The sequence below is a fragment of the Aeoliella fuhlenseeensis genome, from assembly GCF_052161615.1.
In the GTDB taxonomy this organism is placed as follows: Bacteria; Planctomycetota; Planctomycetia; order Pirellulales; family Lacipirellulaceae; genus Aeoliella.
In genome coordinates, this window is record NZ_CP197417.1 from 221,039 (window position 1) to 236,740 (window position 15,702).

At 62.4% G+C, this 15,702-nt stretch carries 11 protein-coding genes; 4 read left to right on the top strand and 7 right to left on the bottom strand.

Going from position 1 to position 15,702, the window contains the following annotated elements:
* Window positions 1–35: 35 nt before the first annotated feature.
* The 4 genes from SH292x_RS00865 to SH292x_RS00880 all read right to left on the bottom strand — a co-directional run bounded on the left by SH292x_RS00865 (window position 36) and on the right by SH292x_RS00880 (window position 5,916).
* On the bottom strand, window positions 36–1,073 hold the full coding sequence (locus SH292x_RS00865; protein WP_442483681.1) for an SMP-30/gluconolactonase/LRE family protein: 1,038 nt from the start codon (window positions 1,071–1,073) through the stop codon (window positions 36–38).
* Window positions 1,074–1,131: 58 nt separating this feature from the next.
* Entirely contained in the window at window positions 1,132–2,442 is a 1,311-nt protein-coding gene (locus SH292x_RS00870) for an SMP-30/gluconolactonase/LRE family protein (protein WP_442483682.1), read from the bottom strand.
* A 662-nt stretch (window positions 2,443–3,104) separates the two neighbouring features.
* Window positions 3,105–4,499, bottom strand: coding sequence for a sigma-54-dependent transcriptional regulator (locus tag SH292x_RS00875; protein WP_442483683.1), 1,395 nt, complete (start codon window positions 4,497–4,499; stop codon window positions 3,105–3,107).
* Window positions 4,492–5,916 carry an ATP-binding protein gene (locus SH292x_RS00880; RefSeq protein WP_442483684.1) on the bottom strand — a complete coding sequence of 475 codons (1,425 nt, stop codon included), beginning with the start codon at window positions 5,914–5,916 and terminating at the stop codon, window positions 4,492–4,494. The genes SH292x_RS00875 and SH292x_RS00880 overlap by 8 nt, the downstream gene beginning before the upstream one ends.
* A gap of 242 nt (window positions 5,917–6,158) precedes the next feature.
* Here SH292x_RS00880 and SH292x_RS00885 point away from each other — a divergent pair, with 242 nt between their 5' ends.
* Window positions 6,159–6,305 (top strand): hypothetical protein, encoded by a 147-nt coding sequence (locus SH292x_RS00885; RefSeq protein ID WP_442483685.1) that lies wholly within the window; start codon window positions 6,159–6,161, stop codon window positions 6,303–6,305.
* 159 nt (window positions 6,306–6,464) lie between these two features.
* Here SH292x_RS00885 and SH292x_RS00890 read toward each other — a convergent pair whose 3' ends face one another.
* The gene (locus SH292x_RS00890) at window positions 6,465–6,671 is read right to left on the bottom strand and encodes a hypothetical protein (protein WP_442483686.1); all 207 of its coding nucleotides are present in this window, start codon (window positions 6,669–6,671) and stop codon (window positions 6,465–6,467) included.
* A 263-nt stretch (window positions 6,672–6,934) separates the two neighbouring features.
* Window positions 6,935–7,216 (bottom strand): hypothetical protein, encoded by a 282-nt coding sequence (locus SH292x_RS00895; RefSeq protein WP_442483687.1) that lies wholly within the window; start codon window positions 7,214–7,216, stop codon window positions 6,935–6,937.
* A 361-nt stretch (window positions 7,217–7,577) separates the two neighbouring features.
* On the opposite strand from SH292x_RS00895, the gene SH292x_RS00900 reads away from it, so the two are divergent.
* Window positions 7,578–8,774 carry an HDOD domain-containing protein gene (locus SH292x_RS00900; protein ID WP_442483688.1) on the top strand — a complete coding sequence of 399 codons (1,197 nt, stop codon included), beginning with the start codon at window positions 7,578–7,580 and terminating at the stop codon, window positions 8,772–8,774.
* A 155-nt stretch (window positions 8,775–8,929) separates the two neighbouring features.
* Here SH292x_RS00900 and SH292x_RS00905 read toward each other — a convergent pair whose 3' ends face one another.
* A complete protein-coding gene (locus SH292x_RS00905; protein WP_442483689.1) occupies window positions 8,930–9,124 on the bottom strand; it encodes a hypothetical protein in 195 nt (64 codons plus the stop codon).
* On the opposite strand from SH292x_RS00905, the gene SH292x_RS00910 reads away from it, so the two are divergent.
* Together SH292x_RS00910 and SH292x_RS00915 are read left to right on the top strand one after the other, a co-directional pair.
* On the top strand, window positions 9,123–12,341 hold the full coding sequence (locus SH292x_RS00910; RefSeq protein WP_442483690.1) for an autotransporter domain-containing protein: 3,219 nt from the start codon (window positions 9,123–9,125) through the stop codon (window positions 12,339–12,341). The two genes, SH292x_RS00905 and SH292x_RS00910, sit on opposite strands and share 2 nt — an antisense overlap.
* 181 nt (window positions 12,342–12,522) lie before the next feature.
* A complete protein-coding gene (locus SH292x_RS00915; RefSeq protein WP_442483691.1) occupies window positions 12,523–15,648 on the top strand; it encodes a PSD1 and planctomycete cytochrome C domain-containing protein in 3,126 nt (1,041 codons plus the stop codon).
* Window positions 15,649–15,702: the final 54 nt, after the last annotated feature.

Below are 15,702 nucleotides of genomic sequence, written 5' to 3' on the forward strand. Positions count from 1 at the left end.
GGTAATCTCTTCGAGTGCAACGCTTGGGCCGTCCGCTAGGCGGTGCGGCGGAGACGCCATCCTAACAGACCGACGAGCGTGCCGCCTAGCAAAACAACGCTAGCGGGCTCGGGGATGATGGTAATGAAAGCAGTCGCTTCGCCGAATCCACCGCCGCCAGCCGCGGCGAACGTTCCGAGGAACGAGCCGTCAAAGCCGTAGCGTGCAATGGACGAGGGTAGGGGGCCCATGTTGCCTTGGCCGAGGATGCCAACCAGCAGGCTGTTGCCTTCGGGTGCGATGGCGATGCCTTGGAAGAACGGATTGTCGGCGGGATTCGGAGTGAAGACTCCGAAGGTGAAGTCTTGAACGCCCGAATTGACGTCGTACTTCATGATGGTGCCGGCGAAGAGGCCGGTGACGTAGACATCGTCGCCATCCACCGCGACTCCCGCGGCACCCGCGATGGTGGTGGTCGGAGCCACCAGATCGTTGAGGCCGGTGAGCGAGCCGTTGGATTTGAGCACGCCACCTTCGAAATTCGCGTTGGCGAACCCGCCCACGACTAGCTCGCCGGCAGCGGTGAAATCGAGTCCCGAGTAGGAAAAGATGCTACCACCGAACAACGGGAAGCCAGCGGGATTTCCCGACAAGTCGAACTGCGACACACCGCCTGCGAATTGCGTCGGTTCGAGATTCGAGACGTAAATCGTGTTGCCATCGGGGCTGAACTTGATAGTGCTCGGCTGCGATAGACCGTCGGCAGCGTCGGCGAACACGGAAGGATTGGTCGCGGTTCCGGTGGCGACGTTATAGTCGTACTGCAGAACGCTGTTATTACCGCTGCTCGAGACATAGAGCTTCGTGCCATCGGGCGACAGGGCGAGGCCGGTCGGAAGCGAAAGGCCGGTGGTATCGGCGATGACCGAACCCAAGAGGACGCCGTTCGAATTATAGCGGTAGACGTTGGGCGAGCCGCCGTCGGCGCGGTCGGCTACCAGAACTTCATAGGCTTGGCACGCGCCGGGGGCGAAGGCGAAGGAGGCTGCTACGAGCAGCAGGGCAAGCCGCGCTTGCCAGTGGGTCGTCGTCATGTAGATCTAGGCTCCAACAATCAGGGTGTGAATACTCAATCGATCCGTCGCAAAAACGTTAAGTCAATATGCGTCTGCGCCGTCCACGGGCGGCGGTCAAAGTAGCCATCGTAATCACCACGAGCAGCAGCGCGCTAGGTTCGGGCACTATCGACGTGGTGGTGCCGCCGCTGCTGCTGCCGAGCCCATTGCCAAAGTCATTCTTCCAGAGCGTGTAGTCGGCGGCGTCGACGAGATTAGCGCTCGTATCCGATTCTTCGCCGTTACCATTCAGCGTGGAGTTCGACCCTAAGAGGTCACGCCAAACGGTATAGTCGGCGAGGTTTACGGTGCCATCGCCATTGAAGTCGCCGGGTACGGAGAGAGTGGCTTCGTTCACAAAAATGAACGCAGTAGCTTCTTCGAATCCCCCGCCGCCGATCGTGGCGTAGGTGCCGATGAAGGTCCCGTCGAATGCGTAATGGTCGATGCGCCCGGAGCCAGCGACGTCGCCGAGGACACCCACCAGAAAACCGTTGCCATCCGGCATGGCCTGCAGGTCTTGCGGGAACGGAACGCCGGTGATGGCGAACTGGGTGTCGAGCGCTCCGTCGGAGAGTTGAAAGCGGCGAATTTGACTCGAAAGCATGCCGGCCACGTAAACGTAGTCGTCCTCGATCAAAAGGCCCGATGCCCCGCTGATCTCGTCGACCGCACCGGTGAAATCAGTAAGCGTGGTGATGGCGGAATTCGATTTGCCAATAGCGCCGTAACTGCCATCGGGAGCCCCCATCCAGCCGCCGACCAACAGTTCGCCCGTCGGCGCGAAGGCGAGCCCGGAGAACGCCACGATGGTGCTACCGTCGCGAACTCCAATATTGCCTGTGATTGGGTCGCCAATCGGATTGCCGGCAAGGTCGAATTGCGCAACGACGGGGGCGTTGAAGTTCGAAACGTAGATGCGATTGCCGTCTTCGCTGAACTTGATCGAGCTAGGTAGCATCAGACCGTCCGCGAGTCCCTCGGCAAAGATCGTTGCGTTGGTCGCGGTGCCAGTCGCGGCGTCGTAGTCGTAACGCATCACGCGGTCGTTCTGAAAACTCGACACGTAGAGCTGCGACTGGTCGGGCGACAGCGTCAGGCCCACGGCTTGGTTGATGTGCGAATTGTCGTCCAGCACCACGTTCAGGAAGTTGCCCTCCGAGTCGTAGCGATAGACGTTGTGTGTCAGCCGATCGGCCACTAACAGGTCGAGGGCAACGGCGGACGAGTTAGTGAAGACGCCCGCGGTTAGCAGTAGGAAGAGCCTGAGCACCCAGCCCGAGCCTTCACGCCGCCGCCATCCTGGGCTTGAGAGGCCGAAGCGTTCGTGTGAGGCGGCAAGGTTCATGTGGCGGGAGTGGGGGGAAGGGACAAACCGAGCGGCAACTCGACCAACGGCCACGGAGCATGCTTTACTAACACGCTATCGCAGTCGGGGGTGCCGTCGATTCATGGTAGAACCACATCCGGGGATGCGGAAGCTACGCGGGATGGGGGGCAGGCGGGCGGAGGGCGTCGTGGCCGCACTCCCGACGGGCTAGTTAGGCCAACTGCCGTCATTGGCAGAGGTGCCACCCCACATTGGGGGGCTTCCAGGTGCCACCAGCCTACCAGTAATCCAGCGCCCTCGCAATTACTTACACCGCTTTTGCGGGAGTTTCGCAAAGCTTTAACGGGCGATTGAGGACGAACTATTCGCTCGGCAACGTACCCGATCGTCGGCCGTCTGCCAGCTAGGCAGAAGATAAGGCTGACAGGGGCCTGGGTTTATGTCAGGCCTCCCAGACCCCTGCAAGCCAATGAGCGAGCGACAGCCACCGGAATGTGCGTCGCCAGCAGAGCATGGGAGATGCAATAGGAAATGCCGTGCCAAACGCCGCAGAAGAATTTTGGCCCTGAATTCATGCGGTGGACACCGCGAGAAGCAGGTCGCATGTCGAAGGAACCGACACGCGTGTCGAATGGAACGACGGTTGGCGAGCGCCGCTAAGATCATTCGCTGCGAGGTTGTTACTCGCCCAAATGATAGTCGTCGAGCTTCTTCTTGAGCGTCGTCCGGTGCAGTCCCAGCGCGCGGGCTGCGGGGGCGTACTCGTTCGAGAAACGTTTCATCGCCCGGACCAGCAGAGGTCGTTCGACCTCCGCTAGCAGTCGGCTGTAGACCTGCCCCGTGGCGTCGGGATCGCTCAGAAGTTCTTCGGCCCGCGCGTAGGAGGCCTCGGAGAGTTGCTGTTGATGGCTGCCCCCGGCGGTGCCTGGGCCATGGAACGAGGGCTGCGGTGGCGGCAGGTGCTCGGGCATCACGACGCCCGAACGGGCGACGACTTGCGCGTGCTCGATGGCGTTACGAAGTTCGCGGACGTTTCCATGCCACGGCCGACGTTGGAGCTCGGCGAGCGTCTCCTCGGCAAACGCCCGCGGACTGCCTGCGAGCCGTGACGCGAAGTGATGCACCAATAGCGGAATGTCTTCGGCGCGATCACGCAGCGGCGGAATAACGATCTCGAACGCGCACAGCCGGAAGTACAAGTCGTGGCGGAACTCGCCGGCATGCACTCGCTCTTTCAGGTTGCGATGCGAAGCGCCGATGATGCGGAAGCGAGACTTCACGGGTGTATCGGAACCAACGGGCAGCACTTCGCCTTGCTCCACGGCGCGGAGCAATTTCACTTGCACCGGGAGTGGGATGTCGGCGACTTCGTCGAGGAACAACGTCCCGCCATTGGCCTGCACTAGCAACCCATCCCGCGCACGCTGCGCACCAGTGTAGGCGCCGGCGACGTGGCCGAAAAGCTCGGATTCTGCGAGCGTGGGGCTCAATGCGGCGACGTTCACCGCGACGAACGGACGCTCGGCCGAAGCGCTGTGCTGGTGGATGGCGCGGGCGACCAGTTCCTTGCCCGAACCGCTTTCGCCTTCGACCAACACGCTGGTGTCCGTGGCCGCGACGAGGGCGATTTTCTTGAACAGCTCCTGCATCACCGGCGTGTGGCCAACCAGTTGCAGGGGGTCGCTCGTGGGCGTGATGATGGGCGCGAGGGTGGGCGTCTCGCGAAGCGCACGGACTATCGCCGCGCGAATGTCGGCCACGTCGAACGGCTTGAGCAGGTACTCGAACGCGCCGCTGCGCACCGCGCGGACGGCGGTTTCCATGTCGCCGAACGCCGTGATGATGATGATCGGAACATCGCCCGCCGTGGCGCGGAACTGCTCGACCGCCGTGATGCCATCGATGCCGGGCAGGCGAACGTCGAGCACGATGAGGTCGGGCTGGAACGTGGCGGCAAGGCGAAGTCCTTCCTCGGCCGACGCGGCACCTTGCACTTCGTGCCCCAGGTTGGTGGCGACCTTGGTAATACCCCAACAGATGGCTTGTTCGTCGTCGACCACCAGCACCTTAGACATGAACCATTACCTCTTTAACCGCCGGCAGGCGTAACGTGAATCGTGTTTCGTCGGCTTCGCGTGTCCACTCCAGCGACCCGCCGCAAGCATCCGCCACTTGCCGCGCGACCGCCAGCCCTAGTCCAACCCCTTCGGGCTTGTCGGACACGAACGGCTCAAACAGTGTTTTGGAGATTGCCCGTGGCGGGCCGTCGCCTGAATCGGCGATGGTAAGGGCCACGAGTTCCCCCTCGCGCGAGAGAGTAGCACGTACCGTGCCAGAGGACGAAGTGGTCGCCGCCCGCTTGGCCGCGGCGTCCACGGCGTTGAGCAGCAAGTTCATCACTGCCTGGCTTAGTAATTCCGCATCGGCGTGAACGATCGTTGGCACGGACGGCGATTGCCAGTCAAAATGGATGCCGGAGTGGAAAGCCGAAGGCTGCACCAGTGCCACTAGTTCGCCAACGAGTTCCGCCAGGTCGATGTCGGCGGGGTGGTCACCGCTGGTTTCCTTGCCAAGCCGGAGGAACTTCTGCAGCCGACGTTCCATGAGCTTCAGTTGCCGCCGCGCCATGTCGAGGCTGTCGTCGCCATCGTTCGCGGCGTTGGTACTGGCGTGGCATTCTTCGCTGTGCAGGTCGATCGCCATTCGGCAACCGGTCGCCGCGTTTCGCATTTCGTGCGCGAGGCCCGACCCCAGGATGGCGAGCGTCCGCATTTGTTCGGTCCGCCGAGTCTCGGCCTCGTATTCGGCGAGGCGCGTGGCGGTTTGGTTGACGGCGACCGCGAGATCGCGGGTCTCGTCGTTCACTTTGGGGACTTCGACGGCCGAGAAGTCGCCGTCGGCCAGCCGCTGCACTTCGCGACCCAAGCGGCTGAGCACGCGATTGATCCGCGCCGTGACGAGTCCCGTCGCCAGCATCACCGCCGCAATCGCCACGGCACCAATCGCCAGCGGCGGCAGGAACATGGCCCGCCACGCCGTGTTGAACTCGTCCTGCGGAAAGAGCATGTGGAGCACTTGCGGCGCGCTGCCACCGCGTCGGTCAGCGAGTTCGAGGCTCGAATAGTAGTAAGGACGATCTGCGACAATGAGCATGGGGCCGAGTGTCACTTCGTCGGCGTCGTCGGCTACTTCGGCCAGTTGGGGCCACTCAATCTTTTGCTCAGCGGAAAGGCTCGACGAAAGCCATTCGCCCGAGTCGCTCGCGAGCACAAACTCGGCACCGGCGAGCTCGCTCATCTGATCGAGCACCTTGGGCGTCAGCGGAAACCCACTATCGACAAGCACCGCGGCGACCCCCTGAAGCTGTCGCTCGACCCGCTCGCGTGTCCGTGCAGTCGTGAGCCACGCGTGCACGGCCGAGATGGCCGCCAGGCTCACGATGGCCACCGTCACCAGCGGCACCATGTACTGATAACGGATGGGAAGACGCAACGGAGGACTCGCGAAGGGCGGGGCAGGGGGGCACTCCATTATATACCCGCAGTGAGCGGTGCTCCAAACGCCCACCAATTTGCGGACCCCCAGTCAAAGTGCAGAGTAGCCCCGCCCAAGCCTGGGCGGGGTCCGATTCCGCATCAGGTCCCCAAGATTCGCACCCCGCCGAACGAATTGTCCTACTACGAACTTGCCGCCACAACTAATCGTCACTTCCTACTACCGCAGCTTCATCCTCCATGCCCGAGTACTCTGCCGAGTTCCTGCTCGCAGCGCTCGTCGTCACTTCGTTGGCGAGCGGCGGGCTGTTGAGTCTGTGGGCCGCTGAGTATTCGGCGGGCACGATGTATGGCTTCGCCAGATTGCCCAAGGATGCTTTTGAGTGATCCCTCACCCCGCCCAGGCTTGGGCGGGGCTATTGGCCTCTTCGTGGCAACGCACACTTTCTCTCGAACAGCGATTCGATCCCCCTCAACAAAAAATAGCCCCGAGTCAACCCTGACTCGGGGGCTATTCGGAACAGAGAGGGGGACTTCTGCTGTTCGCTACCGACTGAAGTAACTCGTACGATGCCCATGGCTATGAGCCGAGGGGCCGCCGTACCAGGGCGAGAGGAATCCCTTGCCGAAGCCTTGGTGAACGTTCGAGTGGTGGTGCTGGTAGCTCACGTACCGTGCGTCAGCCTGACCTGGGGTCATGGCAATCATCGACACAGCCACCAACGCGACCACAACAAGCGCCTTACGAAACATGTTTGCTCCCTTTCAATGAAAATGCAAACCGGTGGGATCGCATCATCGCTTCCAAGGCGGTGCGACGAGTGAATGCGATCAATGCCTCGCCACAAGCATCGAAGACATAATTACTCTACGGATACTCTACGCTCGAAGGCACACTCACTTCGCATGGCTTACGGAGTTGTCACGAAAAAAGCCCCGGGCACGTGTGCTCGGGGCTTTGGAAAGTTACAGAGTTGTAAGCTTAACGCATCGTAAGAAACTACCAGCCGTTGCAGTTACCACCCAATGTAAAGGCCACCAGGGCCTCCGATGCTGACACCACCGCCGCCGTAGCCGCGATAGTAACCCCGGCCGTAGCTAGGACCGTAGTATCGCGAGCTGTAGAAACGCGGTGAGTAATAGCGCTGAGGGGCGTAGTAGCGCGGACCATATCCAACGCTGTAGCGTGCGGGAGCTCGATAACCACGATAGTAACGTCGGGCCTCGGCGTTGTCGGGGGTCATGGCGAGCGAAGTGGCGACGACCACCGCCGCGGCGAGCAGTGCTTTGCGAAACATGGTTCGCTCCTTTCTCGGAGTGCAGGAGTGAAAATTGCGCAGGAGGGCCGCCGAGTACTTCTTAGCGGAAAAGCGCAGTGATTCTACGCTTAGAAAAGCACATGGCGTGCCGTTTGCGCCGATTGCGCAAGCCCGGCGAATGGCCTGTTTTTAGGGGCGTTTTCGCGAGGTTTTGTGACCTACACTTGTAGAGGGTGCGCGACCAGCTTGGTAGCAGCGCTGCCTACGAGACCCAATCGCACCCCACGCTTTTCGATCGACACTCGTCCTTAGTCTCCGCACGAATGCGGAGTTGAACTCTCGCGGCAGGAACCGCTGGTTCCGGCAATCCCTGCGAACCCCCGAGCGAACGAACGTTGCCATGATTGAGATCTTGTTTGTCGACGATCAACCCGAAGAGTTGGCCCTGCTCGAGAAGTCGCTTCGCAAGTTTCGCCAGGAGTGGTCGATGCACTTCGCATCGAGTGGTGCCGAGGCCCTGCGCAAGTTGTCGAGTCAACCGTTCGACGTGGTGGTGTGCGATTTGAACGTCGCGGACATTTCCGGTGCCGACGTGTTGCGTGCAGCGCAGAAGCACTCGCCGCAAGCGATTCGCATGCTGATGTCGCGTCGCGGCGATCGGGTGCAAGCCGTGGAGTCGACGGGCATCGCGCACCAGCATCTTGCCAAGCCGTGCGATGTCGATTTGCTAGAGATGATCATTAACGACACGTTCGCGCTGCGCTACCATCTTGATAGCCAGAACATTCGCGAGCTGGTGGGGCGACTCGACACGCTCCCCACGCTACCGGATACGTACTCCGCGTTGCTCGTCGAGTTGGAAAGCCCCTACGCGAGCCTCGCGCGAGCGGGCGATTTGATTCGTCGCGACGTGACGATCTCGGCGAAGATCTTGAAGCTTGTGAACTCCAGCTACTTCGGCCTCCCCGTGCATGTGACCGACGTGTCGCATGCCACGGCGCTACTCGGGCTGAACATCGTGAAACCGCTGGTGTTGTCGAGCGGGCTGTTCGAGCAGTTTTCGCCCAAGTCACTCGGCGACTACTCGCTCAATTACTTGATGGACCACAGCGCCGAAGTAGCGCTCGCCGCGCGGTGCCTGGCGCAGCTCGAAGGTGCTTCGCCCGAAGACTGCGACAACGCGTTCATGGCCGGCATGCTGCACGACCTGGGGCAATTGGTGCTGGCGAAGAATTTCACCGCGCAGTACGACCAAATGCGCCAGCACGCCCACGAGTCAGGCACACCGCTCGACGAGCTAGAACTCGCCGAGTTCCAAGCGAACCACGCCGACCTTGGCGCGTACCTCCTCGGTTTGTGGGGACTTCCTGCGCCGATCGTCGAGGCCATCGTGTGGCATCATCGTCCGTTCTTGTCGACGCACGATCGCTGGACACCACTAGCCGCGGTGCACGCCGCCGAGGCGTTTCTCACGCAGCAGAAGGATCCGCTTGGCGAATCGTCGGGCCTGTCGCACGAGTTCCTCGCGCGCATCGGTCGCAACGACCGCGCAAGCGTGTGGGCCGTCGCGCTCGGTGCTGAAACGGCAATGGCGTAATCCGCGCATGCCGTTCCGCTAGCAGTCCAGTTGGTGGAACGAGTGCTTATAGGACGCAGTTTGCGCAGGGCTTCGGGCGTGTGGACTGCCGAAGTTTCGCCTTCGGTCGATGTCCTGTTGCGCAAGCTGTGTGGTCTGAATGCACAAAACTGCATTCACTCCAGCTGTTCGTGCGATAGGCGTGGAAGATCGGCCTCGCGCCGGTTGTTCCCCCGTTTCTGCCCGTCTCGAATGCGGATCGAGTAGGCGACTGCTAGCACTTGTGGCGTTGCACCAAGGATGTCGGTGCAACGAGGTCGCTGACTGCGGTATCCGCTTAGAATCGGTGCTCCTTGATCAAGGACGATCATGATGAGTACGCTCGACGTTGTTATTTTTCGTTGGCTTGCTCGCGTCTCACGCGCGACGATGGTCGCCACGTGCGTTTCCGCGTCGATGCTGGTGGGAAGTGCGCGAGCGGCCGACTTCGCCGTGACGAACACGTCGGATAGCGGCGCGGGTTCGCTTCGTCAGGCGATTCTCGATCTGAATGTCGCCGGCGCAGGTAGCCACTCGATCACGTTCACAGGGGGCCTTGGTACCGTGACCCTCGTGTCCGACTTGCCCGCGATCATGGGCACGGGGCAGACGATCACGATCACGGGCAACAACAACGCCGTGGATGCTCAGTCGCAGGGCTCCATTTTTTTCATCGCGGGTGGCACTACTTCGATTAGTAACCTGACGCTCGAGAATGGCCTTGCCCAAGGTGGCCAAGGTGGCAGTGGTAGTGGTGGAGCGGGCGGCGGTTTAGGGGCAGGTGGTGCACTGTTCGTCAACACGGGTGCCAATGTCACACTCGACAACGTTGATATGGACAGCAACGAGGCCGAGGGTGGCAACGGCGGTAACGGAGGAACGGCCAACGGCGGCGGCGGTGGTGGCGGCTTTAGCGCCAACGGCGGTAGTGGTTCCAACGGCGGTGGTGGCGGCGGCGGCTTATTCGGTAACGGCTCCAACGGTAGCAACGGCGGCGGCGGCGGCGGTGGCATCACGGGCAACGGTGGCGCAGCGTCCAATGGCGGTGCCGGTGGCGGTGGCGAAACGAACGGTGGCAACGCAGGCAGCGCCGGCGGTAATGGAAGTTCCGGGGCAGCAGGTGGAGCATCGGGGACATCCAGTAACACTTCTGCCCCCGCAGGGGATGGTGGCGACGGTCAATCACCCCTGCTTGGTGGAGGTGGCGGTGGTGGGGTTGGCGGATTCAATTCCGACATCGGCGAAGGAGGCGATGGCGGCGATGGTGGCAATGGCGGGGTCGGTGGTGGTGGCGGTGGCGGTGGCTCGCGTGGCTCTAATTTCGGAATCAGCAACACCGCGGGCGGCGCTGGCGGCAACGGCGGACTATATGGTGGCGGTGGCGGTGGCGGCATTGGCAGTTCAGGCAATGCTGCCGGGGGCAATGGTGGTGATTTTGGCGGTGGCGGTGGCGCCAGTCTAGGTGATTTTAGCCAGGGAGATGGTGGCGACGGTGGGTTTGGCGGTGGCGGTGGTGGTAGCAGTTCGTCGACTGTGCCCGGTGGCACCGGCGGATTTGGTGCCGGCAGCGGTGGTGCAGATGGCCGAGGTGGCTCTGGCGGCAATGGCTACGGCGGCGCGGTATTCGTCCGCCAAGGTGGCACACTGACCATCATCAATTCGCAACTCGCGAATAGTTCCGTTGCCGCAGGTGCAGGCGGAGCGGGAAGCAGTGGCAACGGCACCGCTGGCACCACCGCTGGCGCGGGCATCTACCTGCACACGGGCGTCAACGCGAACGTCCAAGTCACCGGCACCAACAGCGTGACCTATGCCGATCAGATCTCCGGCGCGGGTGGTTTGCAGAAGACGGGCACCGGCACCTTGATCCTCAACGCCAACAACAGCTACACCGGGGCCACCTCGGTCGACGCGGGGCGGTTAGTCATCAATAGCGTCTCCGCCAGCCAAGTCACCGCAGGCACCAATGGCACCGTGGGTGGTACCGGCACCATCAGCAGCTTGATCAACAACGGCCGCGTCGCACCGGGCAATTCGATCGGTGCCCTGTCGGTGAATGGCAACTACCAACAATCGAGCTCCGCCACCATGGAGGTCGAGATCGACGCCGCTGGCAATAGCGACCTGCTGTACGTCGGCGGCGCGGCCAACCTTGCCGGTAATGTCGACGTCGTCTCCGCTCCAGGCACCTACACGGTCGGCACCCAGTACACGTTTTTAATGGCCAACGGACTCAATGGCACCTTCGACAGCATCACCGACGACCTTGCGTTCTTCGATGCAGAATTAGGATACGCCTACGGCTGGGGTGCCTTTGGCGAAGACGTGGTGTACTTCACGCTGGTCGCCGCGGCCGCCGATTTCGAATCGATCGGCAACACGCCCAACGAGAAAGCGGTCGGCGCGTTCATCGATTCTTTCAGCTCCAGCCCGCCAACAGGGTTCCAGCCGATCATCAACAACCTCGAGTTGATGACCAACCAGCAGGTGCAACTCGCGCTCAATCAGTACGGCGGCGCGGTTTACGGCTCCATCGCCACGGCCAACTTGCAGCAGACTTCCTACTACATGTCACAGCTCGCCGGTCGTTGCCGGGCGCAGATGACGCCGAACGATCCGAGCGCGAGCTCTGGCTACACCGAGACCTCGCCGTTCACGAAGTACCAGCTGGTGAGCTACGAGGAGTCGGACTACGTGGTTCGCACTTCGCAGTGCACACCCGCAACGCGTGGATGGATCTCGGGCTATGGGCTTGGGGGCGAAGCGCAAGGCGATGGCAACGCCGATGGTTTCCACTTCGGGCTGGGTGGTACGCAGTTCGCCGTTGATCGGCCCATCGCTCGCGATTGGTCGGGCGGCTACTGGGGCAACCTGTCGTGGGGCCAGATCGAGGGCAACACGCTCAACGAAACCGCCACGCTCGAGAACTACCACTTCGGTGGCCAGCTCGTTGGTTTCGATGGTTGCGACTACTGGATCGCACTCGCCGGCGCGGGCTACAACGGGGCCGAAGTGCGCCGCTCGATTACACAAGGAGCCACCGCGACGGCCGAGGGCAACGTCGACGGCTGGCAAGCCAATACCTACCTCGAACGCGGTCGCTCCATCGACTACTACGGCTGGCAAGTGCAACCTTACGGGGCGCTGCAATACGTCTACATCGGCCAGGGTGATCTCGTAGAAGGGGGCGCGGGCCCACTCAATCTCAACGTGGGTGACGTCGACGCGCACTCGCTTCGCAGCTTGCTTGGTGGACGAATCGCATCGGCTCGCACCACTCGCAGCGGGCAGGTGCTCACGCCCGAACTGCGTACGGCGTGGATGCACGAGTTCCTCGATACCAACCAGGTGATCAGCTCGAGCTTCGCTGGCACCAGCGGCGCGTTTGCCGTGCGGGGTGTCGACCTGGGACGCGACTGGGTGCTGTTCGGCGGTGGCCTGAACCTGCAGGCCAATAGCCACGCTCGCTGGTTCGCCGGCTACGACCTCCAGGCCAACGAACATCAGGTGCTGCACGTTGGTTCGGGCGGTTTAGAGCTACTGTGGTAGCGCCCGCGGCGTAGGCCGTGCGCAAAAACGTCAAGTGTTCCTCGGATGCCGCGTGTGGTATCGTAAAAACCAATCTCTTGCGGCAAATCTTTTTCGCAAGAGAAAGCTTGGTGTTTGCGACACAGCGCGGTTATAACCAGTGGGCCTGCCTCGATGCCGCCCACGTTCCGAGGGTCCCGCCGTGCGTTGTTTGCTGCTCATCGCGATCGTCGCGACGTTCTTCTGTAGCCATCGTTCTTACGCGGACGATGCGGCGTCGCTGGAATTCTTCGAGCGCGAGATTCGGCCCATCTTGGTCAATCGTTGCTACGAATGCCACGACGCCGAAACCGGGGCCGACGCGGCGAACCTTCGACTCGACCATCGCACCGGCTGGATGGAAGGTGGCGACAGCGGACCGGTAGTGAATGTCGACGATCCCGACGCCAGCCTGCTGGTCAAGGCCATCCTGTACGACGATCCCGATTTGCAGATGCCGCCGCGCGGTAAGCTTCCTGAGCGCGAGATCGAGCTGCTGCGAAAGTGGATCGCCGCGGGAGCCGCCGGCCCCGAGGAAAGCTCCTCAGCCAATGGTGGCGTGAAAGAGTTCGACCTCGAAGCTCGTCGCGCGTCGCACTGGGCGTGGCAACCAGTGACTCGCCCCGCGGTTCCAGAAGTCAAGCAAACCGACTGGCCTCGCGACGACGCCGATCGCTTCGTCCTGGCGAAGCTCGAAGCCGCGGGCCTCGCACCGGCTTCTACGACCGACCGCGCAACGTGGCTCCGCCGCGTAACGTTCGACCTCACGGGCTTGCCCCCGACCACCGAAGAACTCAAGGCCTTCGAAGCCGACGAGTCGCCAGAAGCTCGCGAGCGAGTGGTCGATCGACTGCTTGCAAGCCAGGCGTTCGGCGAGCACTGGGGGCAGCACTGGCTCGACCTCGTCCGCTACGCCGAAAGCAAAGGGCACGAGCAGGACTACGACATTCCGTTCGCGTGGCGGTACCGCGACTACATCATTCGCGCTTTCAACGCCAACGTGCCGTACGACCAACTGGTCATCGAGCACATCGCTGGCGACCTGATGCCCGCGCCCCGTATCGATCCCGACACGCGAACCAACCAATCGATCCAAGCCACCGGTTGGTGGCACCTGGGCGAAGCAACGCACGCCCCCGTCGACATTCGTGGCGAGGAGTCCGATCGCATCGACAATCAGATCGACGTGTTCGGCAAGACGTTGCTCGGCATGACCGTGGCCTGTGCACGGTGTCACGATCACAAGTTCGACGCCATCTCCGCCGACGATTACTACGCTCTGTGCGGATTCCTTCAGAGCAGCAGCTATCAGGTTGCTGACGTCGCGGATCCAGTGAAGCAATCCGAGCTTTCCGGGAAGCTTGCAAACCTCAACGACACCGCCGGGCGAGAGCTCTTCGCCAAGTACGCCGCCGCGACCCGCGAGCGCCTTGGGCAAATGCTCAGCGAAGGCCAAACGCCGCAGCCTGCGAACGTCGACCCGATCATTCATGGCTCAAAGCTTCGCGGCAGCACCACGCCGCAGGCCGCCGAAGGGGCGGTGGTCGTCGATTTCTCGCAAGGCGAACCCTCTCGCGACGACTGGCTCACCAGCGGCGTGGCCTACGGCCCGCGGCCGCTTGCACTTGGCAGCATCGTACTCAGCGACAAGGCCGAGGGCCCGCTCTTCACCATCGCCGAACGCACCGCTGCGAGTAATCGCTCGACCAGCTCCGCCCTCACCGGTCTCTATCGCACGCGCACGGTTAAGGTCACCGGCAAGACGATGTGGTATCGCTATCGCGGCTCGGCGCGGGTGTTCCTTGATGTCGACTCGCACCGTACGGTCGCCGGCCCGCTGCACGAGATTTGCCAGCAAACCATCGAGTCGCCCGGTGAGTGGCAGTGGTTCGCCCACGACGTGAGCGACTACGCGGAGCATCGCGTGCACGTCGACTTCAAGCCCACCGGCGAGTTCGAACTCGCCGGCGTGTGGTGCTCGGACGAGTGCCCGCAAGACACCCCTGCCGCGCCGGTCGAGGTGTTCCCCGTCTCGACCGCAGCGCCCGACGCATCGGCGCCGCTCCGCGACGCAGTGCAAGTGTTCCTTCACGCCCTCGACGCCATCGCGAGTGGCAATGCATCCGCTTGCGACGCCGTGCGAGTGAACTGGCTCGTGGCGAACGACAACTACTTACCCCCGGCCAGCGCGGAGCACCGCGCCGAACTCGCCAAGCTCCACGCCACTTACGTCGAACAGCGGCAGGCGCTCGAATCGCAAATCCCCACGCCCGAGTTCGCCCTCGCCTTGATGGATGGCACCAGCGAGAACGAGTATGTCCACCTGCGAGGCAGCCACAAGCGGCTTGCCCCCGAGCCCACGCCCCGACGCAACCTGTCGGCACTCGGCGGCCACCAGCCCACCGGCGTTGGCAGTGGTCGGATGGAACTCGCCCAGCGATTGGTCGATCCATCCAATCCGCTGGTCGCCCGCGTGATGGTCAATCGATTGTGGTCGCACCTCATGGGGCGCGGCATCGTCGCCACGGTCGACAACCTCGGCGTGCTCGGTCAGCCGCCAACGCACCCCGAGTTGCTCGACTACTTGGCGAGTGAGTTCGTCGCCAATGGTTGGGACACCAAACAAATGATCCGCCGGTTGGTACTCTCCAGCACTTACGCGCAGTCGACCGTGCGCAGGGCGTCGGTCGACGCCAAGCTCGTCGAAACGGCCGACCCCGCGAACCACCTGTTGCACAAAGGCCGCGTGCGTCGCATCCCCGCCGAGGCGATTCGCGACTCGTTGCTCGCCATCACCGGCGAACTCAACGCCACGTCCTACGGCCGAAGCGTGCCGATCCACATCACCGACTTCATGCGCCACAATCGCAGCCCCGAGTGGAGCGGTCCGATGGACGGCGATCGCCGGCGGAGCGTTTACGTCGAGGTCCGCCGCAACGCGTTCAACCATTTCCTCGCCGCGTTCGACAAGCCCGCGCCGTTCACCACCGTGGGCGTGCGCAACCAAAGCAACTCGGCCGCCCAGCCTTTGATGCTGCTCAACGATCCGCTAGTGCATCAACTGATCGCCGTGTGGTCGACCAAGCTCACTGGCGAGTTCGCAGACGATAGCGAGGCAATCGAACGAGCCTACCTCGCTGCGTTCACGCGCCCCGCCACGGATACCGAACAGCAGCAATTGCTCGCCTTCCTCAACGAGCGAACTACCGCCGGCGCGAGTCGTCAACAGGCGTGGCAAGACTTGTGTCTGGCGCTCGTGAACAGCAAAGAGTTCGTCTACCTCAAGTAACAGACACACAAAACGGTGGGAGGGCTCTCCGAGCCCGATTCCCAGAGACATCGA